General features: G+C 53.2%; 14 protein-coding genes and 1 other annotated feature. Of the genes, 11 read left to right on the top strand and 3 right to left on the bottom strand.

Translation table 11 applies throughout. The features are described 5' to 3' along the window. Positions 1–164: 164 nt before the first annotated feature. From JMJ04_RS36565 to JMJ04_RS36520, 10 genes are all read left to right on the top strand, one after another. Positions 165–482, top strand: coding sequence for a hypothetical protein (locus JMJ04_RS36565; protein WP_201375293.1), 318 nt, complete (start codon positions 165–167; stop codon positions 480–482). A gap of 22 nt (positions 483–504) precedes the next feature. Continuing rightward, positions 505–1,350: a DUF6585 family protein gene (locus tag JMJ04_RS48450; protein WP_307811799.1), complete on the top strand. Its 846-nt coding sequence runs from the start codon at positions 505–507 to the stop codon at positions 1,348–1,350. 202 nt (positions 1,351–1,552) lie between these two features. Continuing rightward, positions 1,553–2,893: a cation:proton antiporter gene (locus tag JMJ04_RS36555; protein ID WP_201375291.1), complete on the top strand. Its 1,341-nt coding sequence runs from the start codon at positions 1,553–1,555 to the stop codon at positions 2,891–2,893. A 267-nt stretch (positions 2,894–3,160) separates the two neighbouring features. Continuing rightward, positions 3,161–3,388 carry a hypothetical protein gene (locus JMJ04_RS36550; protein ID WP_201375290.1) on the top strand — a complete coding sequence of 76 codons (228 nt, stop codon included), beginning with the start codon at positions 3,161–3,163 and terminating at the stop codon, positions 3,386–3,388. Between the two features lie 217 nt (positions 3,389–3,605). Then, positions 3,606–4,421: a chromosomal replication initiator protein DnaA gene (locus JMJ04_RS36545; RefSeq protein ID WP_201375289.1), complete on the top strand. Its 816-nt coding sequence runs from the start codon at positions 3,606–3,608 to the stop codon at positions 4,419–4,421. A 142-nt stretch (positions 4,422–4,563) separates the two neighbouring features. Next, positions 4,564–5,235 carry a DedA family protein gene (locus JMJ04_RS36540; RefSeq protein ID WP_201375288.1) on the top strand — a complete coding sequence of 224 codons (672 nt, stop codon included), beginning with the start codon at positions 4,564–4,566 and terminating at the stop codon, positions 5,233–5,235. Positions 5,236–5,349: 114 nt separating this feature from the next. Then, on the top strand, positions 5,350–6,294 hold the full coding sequence (locus tag JMJ04_RS36535; protein WP_201375287.1) for an LLM class F420-dependent oxidoreductase: 945 nt from the start codon (positions 5,350–5,352) through the stop codon (positions 6,292–6,294). A 123-nt stretch (positions 6,295–6,417) separates the two neighbouring features. Further along, positions 6,418–6,683 (top strand) — a binding site (T-box leader). Between the two features lie 81 nt (positions 6,684–6,764). Then, on the top strand, positions 6,765–9,266 hold the full coding sequence (gene leuS, locus JMJ04_RS36530) for a leucine--tRNA ligase (protein WP_201375286.1): 2,502 nt from the start codon (positions 6,765–6,767) through the stop codon (positions 9,264–9,266). Positions 9,267–9,414: 148 nt separating this feature from the next. Beyond that, the gene (locus JMJ04_RS36525; protein WP_201375285.1) at positions 9,415–10,275 is read left to right on the top strand and encodes a phosphotransferase family protein; all 861 of its coding nucleotides are present in this window, start codon (positions 9,415–9,417) and stop codon (positions 10,273–10,275) included. 149 nt (positions 10,276–10,424) lie between these two features. Further along, positions 10,425–11,495, top strand: coding sequence for a baeRF10 domain-containing protein (locus JMJ04_RS36520; RefSeq protein ID WP_201375284.1), 1,071 nt, complete (start codon positions 10,425–10,427; stop codon positions 11,493–11,495). 155 nt (positions 11,496–11,650) lie between these two features. On the opposite strand, the gene JMJ04_RS36515 is transcribed toward JMJ04_RS36520, so the two are convergent. Further along, positions 11,651–12,508 (bottom strand): helix-turn-helix transcriptional regulator, encoded by an 858-nt coding sequence (locus JMJ04_RS36515; protein WP_201375283.1) that lies wholly within the window; start codon positions 12,506–12,508, stop codon positions 11,651–11,653. Between the two features lie 202 nt (positions 12,509–12,710). Between JMJ04_RS36515 and JMJ04_RS36510 the strand changes: the two genes are divergently transcribed. Next, positions 12,711–13,100: a PPOX class F420-dependent oxidoreductase gene (locus JMJ04_RS36510; protein WP_201375282.1), complete on the top strand. Its 390-nt coding sequence runs from the start codon at positions 12,711–12,713 to the stop codon at positions 13,098–13,100. A 76-nt stretch (positions 13,101–13,176) separates the two neighbouring features. Here JMJ04_RS36510 and JMJ04_RS36505 read toward each other — a convergent pair whose 3' ends face one another. Further along, the gene (locus JMJ04_RS36505; RefSeq protein ID WP_201375281.1) at positions 13,177–14,907 is read right to left on the bottom strand and encodes a peptide ABC transporter substrate-binding protein; all 1,731 of its coding nucleotides are present in this window, start codon (positions 14,905–14,907) and stop codon (positions 13,177–13,179) included. Between the two features lie 331 nt (positions 14,908–15,238). After that, entirely contained in the window at positions 15,239–17,194 is a 1,956-nt protein-coding gene (locus JMJ04_RS36500; protein WP_201375280.1) for a CBM35 domain-containing protein, read from the bottom strand. Between the last annotated feature and the right edge of the window lie 185 nt (positions 17,195–17,379).

Here is a 17,379-nt window from a genome sequence, read left to right as displayed (position 1 = left end):
TCTGGCGTGGCTGTGGTTAGTTGTTGGAGGGAGAGTGAATGGCTATGATGTCGGTTCTGCGCGTTTTCTGTCCGAATTTGAGTGCTTGTGTGGCTCTGCGTCTGCCTCTATAATGGCTGTGATTGATTGCCTCTTTTGTATGTATTTTTGGATGAGGAGTTTCTATGCAAGACGCACCAGATCATCTCCCCTCGATTGACTCTCTGCTTGAGAATGAGCCGCCCGACTGGGCCATGACGTATAGAGGTGAGCCGCTGGACAGGCCTGTACGGAAGTATGAGTACCTTCCTTTCGTTGCGCTTTTATTATTACCCTTCGTCTATCTATTTACTCATTGGTCTTTGTTGAAGCCAATAATTGTACTTATTGGCCTTGTCCACTTTACGTTCCTTTTGCATCGCCAGCTTTTCCCAACACGCCTTTCTTCTATCCGCTCAATAATGATGGTTTCTATTGTTACGATTGTATTTCGTTTTTTATAAGTCTGGAGAAAAGAGGCTTTGCATGTTTGATTCTCCAACAGAGCAAACTCTGTCTCTGGAAGGCCAGCAGCTTGCGCTTCAGTATCCTCTCGGAGAGTTGCAAGCGGAATTCATCAAACGCCCGCGTCCAAAGCGATCTCTTTTGTTGGCGGCCTTTTTTAGTCTTCTCTTGGCTCTATTTTGCACAGGATTAATCATTTTTGGCATATATATCTGGATTACATTGCCAATTACAGATGCAGTGGCAATCTTGTGGATGGTCTTTGCATGTGCCCTTTGTATTGGCATCTGGGCAATGATATTGGTAACTGTGCGAAACATCATGCGTCACCGCTATCTACGCGTCCTGGTTGGTACGGAGGGGCTTCTATATTGTAGGAATAAGAGTAAAACTGTGGTGTCGTGGAGCGAGATTGAACGGGTTCGGCTCTCGCTACTTGGGATAGATAACGCAAAAGATCCAGCTCGCAGATATAAACTCTGGCTTAGCAATGGTAAGCGCTATGTATTTGATGGGAAATTGCAGGAAGTGGAGAAGTTGGGGCGCATCATCTCGCGCGAGGTGGCACGTCATAAGCTTCCTCATTTGCTGGAGGCCTATCAGTGGGGCGAGAGACTACAATTTGGCCCTTTGATCCTCAGCCAGGAAGGGATGAGCAAAGGGAAGAAACTGGTACCCTGGTCACAGATCAGTGCTGTGTGTGTCTGTGATGGCTATGTTGCCATCGATCAGGAGGATGAGACGCAGCTTTGGCCGTTGGTAACCGTCCCTGAGATTCCCAATTTCTTTGCCTTTATCGGCCTGCTCAACTATATTACCCAGAACAAGGTTCTGTACAAGCCTATTATCATCAAGAAGGCTTCTTAGCAATGCCGTACTACTATAACTGTTTTTGTATATTCGATGTATTAATAGCTACATATTAATAACTATATTTTAAAAAGAGCGTTAAGATTCCTTGACGTATTCATATAGAAAATATTATTGTTGCATTAGAAGATGTGAAGTTGATTAGCTGTATCATTTAGTTTTCCGGTTGTGCTAGCGTCTCAGAAAAGGATGCAGAACCATGGTGCTTTCAACTCTCGCTGCGCTCAGTAACTCAGATCTCACCACGTTTTTTCTTGCTATTAGTTTGCTCCTTCTTTTTGCTCATCTCTTCGGGTATGTCTTTCAACGACTCCATATGCCGAAAGTCATTGGGGAGATTGCTGGGGGACTCCTCTTGGGGCCCACACTTCTCGGATGGCTGGCTCCTCATCTCTCGACAAGCATCTTTGGTTCCTTTGCAGCTGAAGACCAGGTCTTCTCCAGTTTCTCCTGGCTTGGCCTGGTTATGCTCATGTTCATTTCTGGCTTCGAACTACAGAAATCCTTTCGCAAGGATGATAGGAAACTGATCCTGGCTCTTCTACTTGGGGGAACGGTTGTGTCGTTTGCCGCTGGATGGATAGCACCTGAGTTCTATCCGGTCACCGCCCTTATCGGAACCGACAGAAATTTCCTTGCCTTAAGAATCATTATCGGATGTGCGGTAGCTGTAACCTCTATTCCGGTGATCTCTAAAATATTCCTGGACCTGCATATTGCTCAGACACGCTTTGCTAAAATCATTATCGCGGTTGCCACCATTGAGGATGTCGTCCTGTGGGTGGCCATTGCCATTGCGACTGCGCTGGTGAGCACCCAACCGTTCTCTCCACTCGCCATTCCAGTCACGCTGCTGTTCATAGCGGCCTTTTTCCTGATCGCCCTGCTTCTGCTACCTCCTCTTCTTCGCTTGCTTCAACGTCTTCACCTCCCCGGCCTTGCGCACACGTCGTCGGCGGGATATGCCCTGTTGCTGTGCCTCTCTCTAGCTGCACTCGCTAACTTATTGAATATCAACGTCGTCTTTGGAGCATTACTGGCGGGTATTGTGCTGGAAATGGTCTCAAATGGCCGATTTGAAAAGATCAAGGCCTCTATCAAAGATGTGGCATTGGGGGTCTTTGTGCCTCTGTACTTCGCGCTTGTTGGCTTCAAGCTTGATTTAGTGCATCACTTTGATGTGGGCTTTTTCCTCTTGTTTTTGCTTTTTGCCACCTTCTTCAAAATGCTGGGAACCATCCTGGCAGCTCGGCTCGTCGGCGAAAACTGGTTATCAAGCCTGAATGTAGGGGCGGCAATGAATACGAGGGGAGGGCCCGGTATCGTGCTGGCGACGGTCGCGTATGGCCTGGGTATTATCAGCGAGAGCTTTTTCGCCACACTGGTCATGGTAGCCATCATTACTTCGCTGATGGCTGGCTACTGGTTCAGATTGGTCTTGAACAAACAATGGGATCTCCTCCCCGATCTGCCCGAGGCCGATGACCGTGAAGAGGTGTTGCCAGTGGCCGGAACGGCGATACAGGAGCAAGTTGAGTAGGAAGGAGAGGAGAAGCCCTAGCTTTTTCTTCACCCGGCTACTGGGGTGTGCCCGCTCCTGGCCTGGCCTCCCTACGTCTTTTATGTCGCGAGAGGCAGGGACGCCATATGCGCCTCCCTGCCTCTTTTTTTGCGTGCTATTTCAGGTTGAGTAACCATTAAAATAGACGCTTCGTGTCACCTGTATTAATTACACTGGTAGAGCCAGTGAAGCCGCTGGTCGTTGTGTGAAGTCCAAAACATCAAGTCAAAAATGAAAAGGAAAGATATGTCTCAAGATAAAGAGCAAATTAAGCCATATAAGCCAGAAGAGCCTGTTGATGAGGCGACCCGCAAGCAAGAGCAGCAAGAGATTCGCAACGCCTCCAAGCGCGCTGCGCAACAGATGACCTCCGAGGAGTTAGAGGATGAGGAGCTTATCAGCCGCGAGCAGGCCGAAAAGGAGATGCGCGAGGCCATTCAGCGGTTGAAAAGGCAGCAGAAGCCAAAAGAGTAGAACGTATAGAAGATGCTGAGGCAAGACCGCGGGTCTTGCCCCAGCATCTTCTATACGTTCTACTCCTATAAAAGCTGTGCTTGCTTATCTGCAATAACTTTGTAAGATGGACTGTAGAGAGACTTTTGCAGTTTGCCTGGTAGTGAGATATCAGAAATTCTTTGAGCAGCCAGGACAGAAGATCAAGACTGGTTGCTCTCTCCTAGAGGAGCTCGTTATGTTTACCGCTTTGTTGCTCCTGTTTTTTGTGATCATAATGGTTGTGTTCTTCGCGCGTGCGCTTTCCCAGCAGCGTTGGTCTCAGCGTGCGCCTGATGGCTATCCGGATATGTCACAGATGCAACAACAGCAGATGCCGCCGCAGGCAGCTCCGTACAGCGATCCCTACAGTGACACCGGATACTACCAACCTGGCCAGGAGCAGGCCGCACCTCCACCCAAGGAGGCCGATACCTACGACCAGGGCTATGCCGCAGGCTATACAGCGCGACCAGAGCCGGGAACGACGCCTCGCGCCGATGAGGAAGGGGATATCTACAAGGCTCGTTCGCAGCCAGAGCCACGCACAAACTACGATTCCAGCTACTATCGTCCTGGCTCAAGTGATGCAGCAAATCCGCCAGAGCGAGGTAGAGATGTTCCACCGCCACGTGGCCAGGAGCCACGCCAGCCGTCCAATCAGGCTCCCTATCCCCCTCAGCGGCCCGACTATGGCGCGCAGCAGCCGCCAATGCAGTACCAGCAGCCTGGTGGCTATGGGCAACAACTTCCGCCACAGTATCAGCAGCCATTCTATGGCCCCTATCCTCCCCAGCAGCGCAGTGGCATGAACCCCTGGGTGGTAGGTGGATTGGGCGCCCTGATGGGCTATGGTCTGGGACATATGTTTGGCCAGGACCAAGGCCATGATATGGGACCCATGGGAGGTGACCCTGGCGGCTTTGGAGGAGGAGGAGACTTTGGCGGAGGAGACTTTGGCGGAGGAGATTTTGGCAACTTTGGAGGAGGAGACTCAGGTGGCGGTGACTTCTAAGTTACAGCTTTGCTAACTTACTAGATGTAGTTTTGATGTGGCGGGGAAAGGCCTGCGGTCTTTCCCCGCCACATCTCTTACTCCCCAAAGCGTCTACGACGCTGAGAACACTTTAGAATGAAAGATTGAGTAAAGAGAACGTATGCTCCAGACCTTCATTGAATGGCTCAAGTTGTTTTACGATCAGTACGGTTACTTGATCGTCTTTCTCAGCACGCTCTCTGAGAACACAGCCCTGCTAGGCCTGGTCATGCCGGGCAACTCGCTGGCCCTGCTGGGCGCGTTTTATGCCCGCCTGGGTACACTCAATCTCGGCCTGGTGATTCTCTTCGCGACCCTGGGAACGGTTGCCGGTTATCATATCGACTATCTCCTGGGGCGCTTCGCGCTTGGGGGACCATTGCAGCGCTTCAGTGCCACGCGCCTTGGCATACGAATGCGTTTTGGTGCCCGTATGCGCCTCGCGCGCCTCATGCTCCACAAGCATGGGGGTAAGGCCATTATCCTCTCACATATCGCGGGCCATTTGCGCTCATTTGTTGCGATCAGCGCTGGTCTGACGCGCATGCGCTATACACGCTTCCTCTTCTTCGAAGTCATCGCCGCCCTGCTCTGGAACACTATTTACAGCCTGATAGGTTATTTTATCGCGGTCGAGATCGATACGCTTGAGGCCATCTTCCAACGCATGGGGCTGGTAATTATCGCCCTGGTCCTGGTGCTCTTCGGTGCCTGGTATATGTGGAGGCGTCGCAAACGCCAACAGCGTCATCAGCGCCGCCTGGCGCGCCTACATGCTAGAATGCAGGCTTGATAGTTTGTTGGCTTGAAATCTTGAAGTCTTGAAGATTGAAGATAGTATAATAGGGGGACAAGCATGAGCCAGAGCTGGCTTATGGAGCAACAAAAGGAGAGTTGAAAAACTATTATGGAGTTTGGCGTAATTGTTCCCCAGGGTTGGAAGATGGACCTTGTGGATATCGCTGATCCTGTTGAGGCATATGAGGCGATGACACGCGTGGCGCAGGAGGCCGAGAAGCTGAATTTTGACTCGGTCTGGCTGTATGACCATTTTCATACCGTTCCCACACCGACACAAGAGGTTACCTTTGAATGCTGGACCAGCATGGCGGCCCTGGCGCGCGATACGAAGCGCGTGCGCCTTGGACAGATCGTGACCTGTAATAGCTATCGCAACCCCGCCTTGCTGGCCAAGATGGCGAGCACGGTTGATGTGATAAGTCACGGTCGTCTGGTGCTAGGTATCGGGGCGGGCTGGTACGAGCACGAGTATAATGCCTATGACTATCCCTATCCTTCGGGCCCTGATCGCCTGCGCATGCTACGCGAGGCGCTTCAGATCATCCATGCTATGTGGAGCCAGGAGGAAGCCCATTTCGAGGGCAAATATTACCAGGTTCGTGGTGCAATCAACCAGCCCAAAGGTGTGCAGAAGCCACACATTCCCATCCTCGTCGGTGGTGGTGGCGAGAAAGTGACCCTCAAACTAGTCGCGCAGTATGCCGATGCCTGTAACGTGGGTGGCACAATCGAGAATATCAAGCATAAACTTGAGGTGCTCAAAGGACACTGTAACGCCCTGGGCCGCGATTATGACAGCATCAAGCGTACGGCAATTGTTGACGACTGTGCCATCGCGCGCACCGACGAAGAGGCCGTAGCGAAGCTTCCCGCCAATATGCGCGCTAATATCGACGAGGCCCGCAAGCGTGCGCTCATCGGCACGCCCGATATGATCCGCGAGCGCATCGCCGAGTACGAGGCGGCAGGCATTCAGGAGCTCATTATCCGCTTCTCCGATGCCACAAAGATCGAGCCTCTACATCTCTTCGTTGGAACCTGCATGCATTAAGTGTATTAAAAAAGGAAAAGTGGATGGTGGTATGACTCCGCCATACCACCATCCACTTTTCCTTTTTTAGACTTGACAAAGCGCAAATTGTCGGGTACGCTCTGTATAATAGATGATATAAGGAACAAGACGAAGAACGAGGAAAGTAAGAGGCATCGCGATTACAGAGAGCTGGCGGTCGCTGCGAGCCAGCATCAACGTGTCATCTGAAGCTCCCTCGTGAGTCGTAGTAGTGAAAGCTTCTCCTGGACAGAGGGGTGAGTAGTTGCTGCCGGTAGCCCCCGTTAGCAGGCTGGGTATACTGTACCCTTAAAGGCCGTCGTCGCGAGGCGACGGCGAAGCATGGTGGTACCGCGAAAGTGGCCCTGAGCGCACTTTTCGCCCTGCGTGGGCGGAGGGTGCTTTTTTCTTGCCCTCCGCGTCGAGTCTCGCTGTTTATTAGCTCTATGACCCGTCAGCAGGAGGAGTTTATGTCACAGACACATGTCCCGCAACCAGGTGCAGGTGAAGCGCTGCAACAGGTGCGGCCTCCCAGCTATGATTTCGCCAGCTTCGAGGCGAAGTGGCGTACGCGCTGGGAGGAGCAGAGGCTGTACCAGGTGGATTTACAGCGTGCCAAAAAACCGTTTTACAATTTGATGATGTTCCCGTATCCGTCGGCCGAGGGTCTGCATGTGGGCAACATGTACTCCTATGTTGGGACGGATATCCAGGGGCGCTACAAGGCTATGCAGGGCTATGATGTCTTTGAGCCGATAGGCTTTGACGCCTTTGGCATTCATAGCGAGAACTTCGCGATCAAGCAGGGCGTGCATCCGCGCATCCTGACAAAGCGCAATATTGAGCACTTTCGCGAGCGGCAATTAAAGCATATCGGCAATCGCTTTGACTGGTCACACGAGGTGGATACAACCTCACCTGAGTATTATCGCTGGACGCAGTGGATCTTCCTGCAACTCTTCAAAGCCGGGCTAGCCGAGCGCAAGTCTGCCAGCGTCAACTGGTGCCCCAAAGATAAGACAGTCCTGGCGGATGAGCAGGTCATAAATGGGCGTTGCGAGCGTTGCGACTCCATCGTTGAGCGCCGCTGGCTGGAACAGTGGTTTCTGAAGACAACGAAGTATGCGCAGAGGCTGCTGGACGACCTGGAAGGTCTGGACTGGTCCGAGCGCGTCAAAAACCTGCAACGCAACTGGATTGGCCGCTCCGAAGGCCTGAATTTTGCGCTGCAAGTTGTTAGTGAGCCTGAGATATCAGGAGAGACGCAACCTGGACAGGATGTCGCTATCCAGGCTTATACGACGCGGCCTGACACCATCTTTGGTGTGACCTTCGTCGCGCTCTCCGCTCGGCATCCAGCTATCGAGGCGATCACAGCTCAGGAGCGGCGCGCCGAGGTGCAGACCTTTCAGGAGCGCATGAGCAAGTTAGCAGTCGATGCCGAACGTGGCACAAGTGGCGTCTTTACTGGAGCCTACGCTCGGCATCCCTTGACTGGCGAGCGCCTGCCCATCTGGATCGCGGACTATGTCCTGGAGGGGCATGGCACGGGCGCGATTATGGGCGTGCCCGCACATGACCAGACAGACATGCTCTTCGCGCGCTCAGTTGGCCTGCCTATACGCTTCGTCGTACGATCCGCTGATGTCGCTGCTGTCCAGGATGAGCAAGAGGCCAATGAAGAGGATGGTATCCTGTATGACTCGGGCGAATTTACAGGCATGGCAAGCGCCGAGGCAAGAGAGGCCGTAATCGCCTGGTTTACAGAGCGCGGCCTGGGGGAGCGCAGTGTCTCCTATCGCCTGCGCGACTGGCTGATCAGTCGCCAGCGCTACTGGGGGCCACCCATCCCTATCATTTATTGTCCCGAGCATGGAGCTGTCCCGGTGCCGGAGGATCAACTGCCCGTTGTGCTGCCAGATGTTGAGAACTGGCGTCCCACGGGGACTGGCGCCTCGCCGTTGGCCGCCATCGAGGAGTTTGTCAACACGACCTGTCCGATTTGTGGTCAGCCAGCGCGGCGCGAGACGGACGTCAATGATAACTTCCTGGACTCCTCCTGGTACTTTATGCGCTACATCTCAAGCGACGATGCGACGCAGGCCTGGGATCCGGCCCTGGCGCGAAAGTGGCTGCCAGTGGATATGTACATCGGGGGCGCGGAGCATAGTGTGCTGCACCTGATGTATGCGCGCTTTATTACCAAGGCCCTGCACGACCTGGGCCTGCTGGAGAACAATGAACCGTTCAAGCGCTTCCGCGCCAATGGCATGATTACCAGGGATGGCGCGAAGATCTCCAAATCCAGGGGAAACATCATCAACCCCGACGATTATATCGAGCGCTTTGGCGCGGATGTCTTCCGTGTTTATCTGCTGTTCATGGGACCCTATGAGGGAGGTGGCGACTTCAGTGACCGGGGAATCAGCGGCGTGGTACGCTTCCTGGAGCGCGCCTGGCGCCTAGTCGAGCAGTATTCTCAGTACGCACCACAAGCGCCTTCTTCGCCAGAGGCTCTGCGCTCGATGCACATAATAATCAAGCGAGTCAGCGAGGACACGGCCAGTCTCAAGTACAACACCGCCATCGCGGCCATCATGGAGTATGTCAATGGTATCATTGAGAGGCGTGCGGCATCAAAGGCTGAGTTGGAGACGTTGCTGGTATTGCTGGCCCCCTACGCTCCCTATATGGCAGAAGAGCTGTGGGAGCAGATGGGGAAAAGCGGCTCAGTTCATCGTGCCTCCTGGCCCGAGTACGATCCCGAGGCCATCCAGGCTCAGCGTGTGACCATCGCCGTACAGGTTAATGGTCGCCTGCGCGACACCATCGAGATCCCTGCCAGCGCCAGCGCCGAGGAGGTCCAGCGCCATGCCCAGGAAACGGAGCGCGTGCAGCACTTTATTGAAGGGCGAAGCGTCAAGCGCGTCGTATACGTGCCAGGCCGCCTGGTAAATATCGTGATTGGATAGATAAGTAGCCGCGTACGCCAGGAGCGGGCCTGTTCCTGGCGTACGCGGCTACTGGGCAATGCAGACATAAAGGGGCTGTATGCAATTTTCTGATAGCCAGGTTTACTCGTCCTTGCAAGGTATCGTTCAGAAGACATGGAAGACAGATATGCGATCAATTACACCTCTCGGGGAGGGGGTCTATGGGAAGACATATGGTGTACGCTTTCAATGTTCCCCGTATCATGCCGTGATTAAGTTGCAGAAATATCCGCGTATGGCGGAGCAGGAGTCCCGCCAATTGGCCCAATTGCGCGCCTATCTTCCAGCTTTAGTACCCCAGGTCTACGCGTGTTTGCCAGAAACGGAGTCATACTCGGCTCTTGTTATGGAGTGGCTTCCTGGACAAACTTGTCCACGGCCAGAGCGGCTTCCTCATGTACTGCGCCGATCTCTCCAGCGCCAGGCCGTGGATCTCCTGCTGGAGGTGCATACTATTTCGCATCCAGAGGGCTATGGCTCGTTTGATGGCCCATTTTATCGCAGTTGGTGGGATTATTACAGTCAACAAATCCAGGATACGTACCAGGCAATTACAAACTCTGATAAAGCTTGCTCCTATCTTGGTTCTCAAGTACTTGCCCTTATGGATCGTACGATTGAGCATGGCGAACAAATTCTTGGTACCAGTCAGGGACAGCCGGTCCTCCTGCATGGCGATTTTTGTTTTGGTAACCTCTTGTTTAATCCCCACACCTGGAGTATTTCTGGCCTCATTGATCCGATGGATGCCGAATGGGGTGAGCGCGAGTTGGATCTTGTAAATCTCATCAATGGGCATATACACCATTTCGAGCTAGTAAACCGGTATCGTGAAGCCATGGATCTGGGTCCCTGTTTTCCCCTCCGCTATTGGTTCTACCAGGTCTGGAAGTGGCTCTTTTATTATGTACGTGTACAGGTGGCATGCCGGGAATGGGTGCTTCGCTGTGGGCGCGAGCTGGAGAAAGCCATGGAGCGTTATCTTTAAAGGCCTCTGTCCGCTGCAACCTTGCAGGGCAAACAATTATCCCTTCAGAAGATGAAGCCTCGACAATGGCTGGTCTTGTGGCAGTGAATATCTTGAAAGGAGGCGATTTTCTACAACAGTTCATACCTTGTTTCTTTGAGGAGAAGGTTATGCAGACTACGCAAGAGTTGTTCGACAAGCTTGCTTCCTTTGAACCTGGTGACGCGTATGTGTTGAGCATCTACCTGGATATGAGCCCTCACATGTCTGGTAAGCGACCATGGACGCGTACATCTACTCCTGTACTGAGAAACCGTATACGTGAGATTGAGAAGACGTTATTGCCGCGTCATCCCATGCTAGATTCCTTTAACAAGGATGTGGAGAAGGTGCAGTCGTACATGGAGAACCATGTTGAGCCGTGGCAGCAGGGTGTTGCTATCTTCGCTTGTCATGAACGCGGCCTTTTTGAAACGCTGGAGGTCGGTACCGCATTTCAGAACCAGATTGCCTTTGAACCCTATCCCGATCTTTTTCAACTAGCACACTTGCTAGATAAGCATGAGACGGTTATCACGGCCCTAGTTGATACCAATACAACCCGCCTCTTTGTTACACGTTGGGGCTTCCTTGAGGAGATCCCAGGACCTGAGGTCTTGCCTCGTGGGTATGGGAAGCGTAACGCAACCTGCTTAAATCAAGCGCGCTACCACCGGCGTGTAGAGAATAAGCGGAAGGCATTTGCGCGCGAGGCCGCCTCAGCTATCGAAGACCTTGTCAAGCAAGAAGATGCCCAGCGTGTGATTCTCGCAGGCGATGCGGTTGCCATTCCCTTGCTCCATGAAGAGCTTTCAAACACAGTGGAGCCGTTAGTCCATGAAGAGGTTCTGAGGCTTGATATTAACACACCTCTACGCGAGGTACACGACGAGATTAAACCTGTTATCGAATACCTGGAGCGTGAGGCCTCGCATAGCCAGGTCGATAACCTTGTAGAAGGCATACGCGCGAATGGGTTGGTGGTCAGTGGCATACAGGAGACCCTTGATGCGCTTGAGCATGGACAGGCAGACGTTCTGATTCTGGCAAACGATGTTCCGCTCGATGATCAGCAACGCAATACACTTGTGCGCAAGGCGGCCAATTCAGGGGCCAGGGTTGAGGTAGTAGAGAGTAATCCTGTTCTTCAGGAATTGGGAGGGGTAGGCGCGCAACTGCGTTATCGCCCCCAATGGGTTTAACCTTCTCATCCATCTAGTCAAAGCACAGAGGCCGCAGATGCGGCCTCTGTGCTTTTGCAGAACCTCTTCTAAATGTTTAGGAAGTCCTTCGTGTCCAAATTAGGTTAGGCCAGGACGCGGTAGCCGTGCCTCGCGAGGAGGGTGGTCTTAAGATATTAGCTGGCGAGTTGGGATTGGGTGAGTTGGGCCAACTGAGCCAGTTTTTGCGCGGTGTCCAGTTCTGGCAGGGGTGTGTAGATGACCATACGCAGGTCTGGTGCGTCGATGATCTGGAAGGAGATTGATTGGAGGGCCAGGCGTCCGACCAGGGGGTGTTGTAGCTCTTTTTTGCCTGTATGGACTCCCTGGATGTCGTGGCGTGGCCACCACTGACGAAACTCTGGGCTTGTTTGCTCAAGGTCCGCGACCAGGGCGGAGAACCATGGCTCTCCGACATAGCGTTCTGTGCTGGAGCGGAAGAGAGCTAGCAGGCTCTGGGCCTCTTTCTCCCAATCGGCAAGCAGGATGCGTTGCTGTGGATTGGTAAACATGTAGCGCAGAATGTTGCGGTCACGGTTGGACATGGCGCTAAAGTCGCTATAGACGCGCATCATGGACTGGTTCCAGGCGATGATATCCCAACGTGGATTGGCGATATAGGCGGGATAGGTGCCAAAGGTATCCAGGATGTGTTGGAGGGCTGGATCGATCATGGCCGTTAGAGGATGAGGATCGGCGGGGACCTGCTCCCGGGCGAGGATGAAGAGGTGGTTCCGCTCGGCACTATCGAGGTGCATCACCTGCGCCAGGCTCTCCAGTACCTGGGTGGAGACGGTTATTTCGCGCCCTTGCTCCAGCCTGGTATACCAGGTTACGCCGATTCCAGCCAGGACGGCCAGCTCCTCTCGGCGCAGTCCCGGCGTGCGTCGCCGCGTCCCAACAGGCAAGCCTACCTCTTCGGGCACGAGACGCTCACGGCGCGTACGTAGGAAGTGAGCCAGTTCTCTCCGTCGTTCTTGATCATCCATCCTCATTCTCAAAAATAACCTCTCTATGCCTGCTATCCTGGCAGTTTTTGTACCAGGATAAGTTGAGTTCTGGTTATGCAAGCAAACGCATTGCATAATTCTACCACAGAAGGTTGAGATGTGTCTGGCGGGCGCCTGCGGCTAGCTCTTCTCATGAGAGCCGCAGCGAGCCGAGTTAGTGGAGATGATATTAAGAGAGGATTTTGCAATGGCAGATTTGAATAACCCCAAAGTTCAGGAATTATTGCACTTGAAGACATTTGCCCATCTAGCGACTCTTGGGGCCAAGGGCGAGCCACAGTCATCGCCCATGTGGTTTCTGTGGGATGGCGAGTATATTAAGTTTACGCATGCGACCGATCGCAAGAAATATCAGAACATTAAGCGTGACCCACGTGTCTCTGTTTCCATCACAGATACAGAGAATCCCTATACCTATGCGGAATTCCGCGGCGTGGTTGAGCGGATTGAGGAAGATCCCGATGCGGCCTTTTTCAATGAAATCGCGGAACACTATGGCACTCCATTTCGTAATCCTGGTGACCCTCGCGTTATCTTGTATGTCAAAGTGCAACATGTTGTCGGTCAAAACTTGTAAGGAACAAAAAGAAGGGAGAGGCTGTTGCCAGCTTCTCCCTTCAGAGTGAGTAGTGAGCGAATAGTTTTGTCTGCTCCTACACGTTGGTGCAGGGTTTGTCGTTGGAGATGTAGATGTTGCCCCAGCTATCGGGTGCGGGCATGAAGGGTGCGTTGATGTCATAGCCCTTGACACAGGGTTTGAGTGCCTTGCCAGTCTCCATCTGGTAGAGAGGAATCCAACCCGCGTCATTGACCACCTGCTGCTCAGCCTGGTTGTAGAGCTTGAGGCGTGTCGTGATATCCATCTCACCATCAGCCTGGCGCATCAGGTCGAGAGCCTTCTTCTGATCGGTTATATCTTTGGCGTGATTGTTGCCATAGTTATAGTTGTCGAAGGAGGACTCGGGCGCGAAGAGCGTGGTGAGCCAGTTCTGTGGATCTGGATAATCGGCCTTCCAGTAGGAACTCCACATCTGCAAGCCATTGGGATTATTGGTCGTCGAGTCAAGCTCTGAGAAGAGTTTGTTGACATCGACGGTATCAATCTTCACCTGAACGCCGAGCACTTCCTGCCACATCTGCTGGACGGCGACGGCCTGGTTGGTGTCGTCCTGTGAGGTCGCATAGATGCTCAGGGTGATGGGTGGCAGGCTGGAGAGCGTCAGGTTCTCTTCCTTGAGACCCTCAGCAAAGAGCTGTTTGGCTTTGGCCTGATCGCCCTTTGTGCTGGTGACGCCAGCCGGACCCGTCAGGTCTGGATTATGACCCGGCATACCAGGAGGAACGATGTTGTTCGTTGGGATGGCACTGCCGCGCAGCACTTTGTTCGCGATCTGGTCTTTGTTGATGGCTAGATCGAAGGCCTGGCGAATCTTGATGTTGTTAAAGGGCTTGGCCAGGTAGTTCATGGCGTAGTACTGCACACCCAGGATCGGTACCAGGTGGAACTGGTTGTTCGGCAGGTTGCTCGCCGAGGCGAGCTTGGAGGTCGGGATCTTGGCGTAACTGACCTGGTTGGTCTCATAGACCTTGTAGATCGTCTCCGAGTCCTTATAGTAGGCCATGATGACCTTCTTCAACGCTGGCTTAGGGCCATAGTAGTAAGGGTTGGGCGTAAAGGTCATCTGACGGCCCTGATCGTACTTGCTCATGATGAAGGGACCGGCTCCGGCGCCTTCACTCAGGTGATCGACGAAGTTCTTGCCGTACTTGTCGACGAGCTTCTTGTTCACAGGATATGAGGTGACATAGGTCATCGTCTGCAAGAAGTAGGCGGCCTTCTGCTTGGTGATGATCTTGACTGTATCTGGCGTGGGAGCCAGCAGGCTATCATCGACCAGAGTCTTGACCGCGCCCGTCTGGAGCTTGTCGGCGTCCTTGATCAGGCCCAGATAGACCATGGCATAGGGCGACTTGAGCGCTGGCTCAAGCGCGCGATTGATGCTATACACGATATCCTGTGAGGTCAGGGGAGAGCCATCGCTGAACTTGAGATTAGGACGTAGCTTAAATGTCCAGGTCAATCCATCAGCCGAAACACTGTGCGACTGAGCAAGCTGGTCAATGAGCTGCTGCTTTTCGTTTAACTGCACGAGACCGGTATATATCAGAGTAGGTCCAATAGGTCCACCGGCAAAGGCGGGGTCCATATCGCTAAGATCGGGCGTCCCAGCCACAGGATAGACAAATACCTGTTTATCGTCGGGGGCTTTCGACGAGCCTGTCGTCGAACCCGGATTGCTACCGCAGGCCGCGAGCAGGACCGCCAGGGTCGCCATCACGACGAGCATCACAGAAGTGGCAAATCGTTTGCCTTGCTTATACACGCTTTTCCTCCACAAATTAAGTTGCTTATCTCCTATAAGTGTTGACGCCTGTCTATTTATTCCCGAAACTGGCATCTCTTTTTAGAAAGTTGATAAGTTAAGTCATCTATACCAATCTGGTGGCAGTATCTCATGAAGTGGAGAAGCTGTCAAGCGGAGATATAGGGGCTGATAGATCTTATATAGAATGGCACGATGCTGCTCAAGCACGTGTCTATATATAATGGTACGAGGGAAGATTGCGCTGTTCAAGGATGCGTTTACATATCATAGACGATCTTCCCCGTCTCATGATATGTAAACGCATCCTTGAACAGCGTCGGTATTGTACCTAGATGGTAACTCGGTCGAAGTCGGGCGCCCAGGCGGAGGAGTTGGAGAACTTGATGGTGTTGTTGCCTGCGTTCAGGTTGATGGTGATGGTATAGGTACCGACGTTCCCCCAATCGCCGGTGCCTGAGAAGTTCAGGGTGGTGCCTGAGCCGCCGTTGATACTTATAGTAGCGCTACGCCCCGAATCGCCATCAGTGTAATAGATGGTCAGTTTGTAGCTGCCCGAGCTGCCAACGTTAATATTGTTGAATTGCAGGGTGCCACTGTTATTGCCGACGTAACCAACTTTCTGCCCGCCAGAGCAGTTGGCGCAACTGGAGGCGGCGGCCTGTCCAGTGAGGGTATTGCTTGATGCCTCAGCCTCAAAGGAGCTGGCCGGACCGGGCCCGACGGCGATCCGGTCGAAGTCGGGCGCCCAGGCGGAGGAGTTGGAGAACTTGATGGTGTTGTTGCCTGCATTTAAGCTCACAGCAAGGGTGTAGGTGCCAACAGTGTTGAAACTTCCTGTGCCAGTGAAGCTCAGGGCATCGGCAGCCCCGCCATTGACGCTTAGCGAGGCGCCTCGTGAGGCATCACCATTGGTGTAATAGATGGTCAGTTGGTAGCTGCCTGTGCTACCAACGTTGACGTTGTTGAATTGGAGAGTGCCGCTGTTATTGCCAACATAGCCAACCTTCTGACCACCGGAGCAACTGCTGCAACTGGAGGCGGCAGCCTGCCCGGTGAGGCTGTTGGCCGAGGACTCGGCCTCATATGAGGTACTGCTGACGGGGCTTCCCACAATCTTGAGCATGATCACACCATGCGAGGGGACATTCGCGGTATAGCTGCCGCTGAATGAGCCTTTATCTGTGTGCGACCAGAGATCGCGCACCGTGGCGCTAGCGTTGGAGAGGCCGATATCGCTCCAGTTGACGGTAATGTTGGTGGCGGACCCGCCACGATTGAAGAGGGCCACGGCACGGGCACCGTTGGCCTGGAGAGTCTTCGACCAGACTTGCAGTCCCGAACCATTGTCGCTGACCTTGGTACCCTGGTTGCCAGCCGGGTCCTGGTCTACAGCAACCACTTCGCTGTTCGTCAGGATGTTCTTTGTACTTGTTGACATACTCGAAAGGTCGTTGCCAGCAATGAGGGGAGCGGCCTGGATGGCCCACATACTAAAGTGTGAGGTATCCTCGGTCGTTGTCATGCCTCCATTGCCAACTTCGAGCATGTCGGGGTCATTCCAGGCGCCAGGAGACGCCGAGGATGCATGTTGCGAAGAGGAGTCGAGGTTACTGAGCATGCTACTCCAACTGTCGCTGATGTCGCCTGTGGTACGCCAGAGATTACCAGTGGCTGGTCCCCAGCTCCAGGGTGAGTTGGTACCCCAGTCACAGATGCTGAAGACGATGGCACGGCCCGTGTTGGCGAGTGCGTCGCGCATCTTGACGTACTGGGTTTGTGGATCGAGACCCGAAGTATTGCACCAATCTTCTTTCACATAGTCAATACCCCAGGAGGCATAAGTGTTAGCATCCTGTTGTTCATGGTTATAGCTTCCTGGCCTTCCCTGGCAGGTCGCGGTGCCAGCATCGGTGTAAATTCCAAGCTTTAAACCATCGTTATGCACATAATCAGCCAGAGCCTTGATGCCGCTGGGAAATTTTGTGGCATCGGCAACAATGTTGCCATTGCTATCGCGGCTCGTCTGCCAGCAATCATCAATATTGATATACTGATAGCCCGCAGCCTTCAAGCCGCTGCTTACCATAGCATCGGCCTGTTGCTTGATCAGGGATTCGCTGATATTGCAGCCAAACTTGTTCCAGCTATTCCAGCCCATAGGTGGGGTCAGAGCGACACCATTGTTAAGGGCATGAGCGGGATGAGAAAATATGGGGAGCAGTAAAAAGGTGGCTGAGAGAATGAGGGAGCAGACTAGGCCTCTAAGCAGGCGTCTCTTGTGCATTACTACCTCCTTGTGTGCAGCACAGGCGATGAGACGACATTCATAGCGGTATGAGGGACACATGGCTAGAGAGAAAGCACGGGGAATGGCTTGCTAGCGAAAAGTTGGCACCTCCTTTCCCGACATTGGCACATCTGTAGCAAAGGAGCAAGTATAAGAAGTATACTCAAGTATATAGAAGATTG

Source organism: Ktedonobacter robiniae (assembly GCF_016587375.1).
Classification (GTDB): Bacteria; Chloroflexota; Ktedonobacteria; order Ktedonobacterales; family Ktedonobacteraceae; genus Ktedonobacter; species Ktedonobacter robiniae.
This window is presented reverse-complemented; position numbering and strand designations above follow the sequence as displayed.

What these genes read in the sequence shown, in the direction of transcription:
- JMJ04_RS36565 (WP_201375293.1), top strand. Translation starts at nt 165, where the DNA reads ATGCAAGACGCACCAGATCATCTCCCCTCGATTGACTCTCTGCTTGAG.
- JMJ04_RS48450 (WP_307811799.1), top strand. Translation starts at nt 505, where the DNA reads ATGTTTGATTCTCCAACAGAGCAAACTCTGTCTCTGGAAGGCCAGCAG.
- JMJ04_RS36555 (WP_201375291.1), top strand. Translation starts at nt 1,553, where the DNA reads ATGGTGCTTTCAACTCTCGCTGCGCTCAGTAACTCAGATCTCACCACG.
- JMJ04_RS36550 (WP_201375290.1), top strand. Translation starts at nt 3,161, where the DNA reads ATGTCTCAAGATAAAGAGCAAATTAAGCCATATAAGCCAGAAGAGCCT.
- JMJ04_RS36545 (WP_201375289.1), top strand. Translation starts at nt 3,606, where the DNA reads ATGTTTACCGCTTTGTTGCTCCTGTTTTTTGTGATCATAATGGTTGTG.
- JMJ04_RS36540 (WP_201375288.1), top strand. Translation starts at nt 4,564, where the DNA reads ATGCTCCAGACCTTCATTGAATGGCTCAAGTTGTTTTACGATCAGTAC.
- JMJ04_RS36535 (WP_201375287.1), top strand. Translation starts at nt 5,350, where the DNA reads ATGGAGTTTGGCGTAATTGTTCCCCAGGGTTGGAAGATGGACCTTGTG.
- leuS (WP_201375286.1), top strand. Translation starts at nt 6,765, where the DNA reads ATGTCACAGACACATGTCCCGCAACCAGGTGCAGGTGAAGCGCTGCAA.
- JMJ04_RS36525 (WP_201375285.1), top strand. Translation starts at nt 9,415, where the DNA reads ATGCGATCAATTACACCTCTCGGGGAGGGGGTCTATGGGAAGACATAT.
- JMJ04_RS36520 (WP_201375284.1), top strand. Translation starts at nt 10,425, where the DNA reads ATGCAGACTACGCAAGAGTTGTTCGACAAGCTTGCTTCCTTTGAACCT.
- JMJ04_RS36515 (WP_201375283.1), bottom strand. Translation starts at nt 12,508, where the DNA reads ATGAGGATGGATGATCAAGAACGACGGAGAGAACTGGCTCACTTCCTA.
- JMJ04_RS36510 (WP_201375282.1), top strand. Translation starts at nt 12,711, where the DNA reads ATGGCAGATTTGAATAACCCCAAAGTTCAGGAATTATTGCACTTGAAG.
- JMJ04_RS36500 (WP_201375280.1), bottom strand. Translation starts at nt 17,194, where the DNA reads ATGCACAAGAGACGCCTGCTTAGAGGCCTAGTCTGCTCCCTCATTCTC.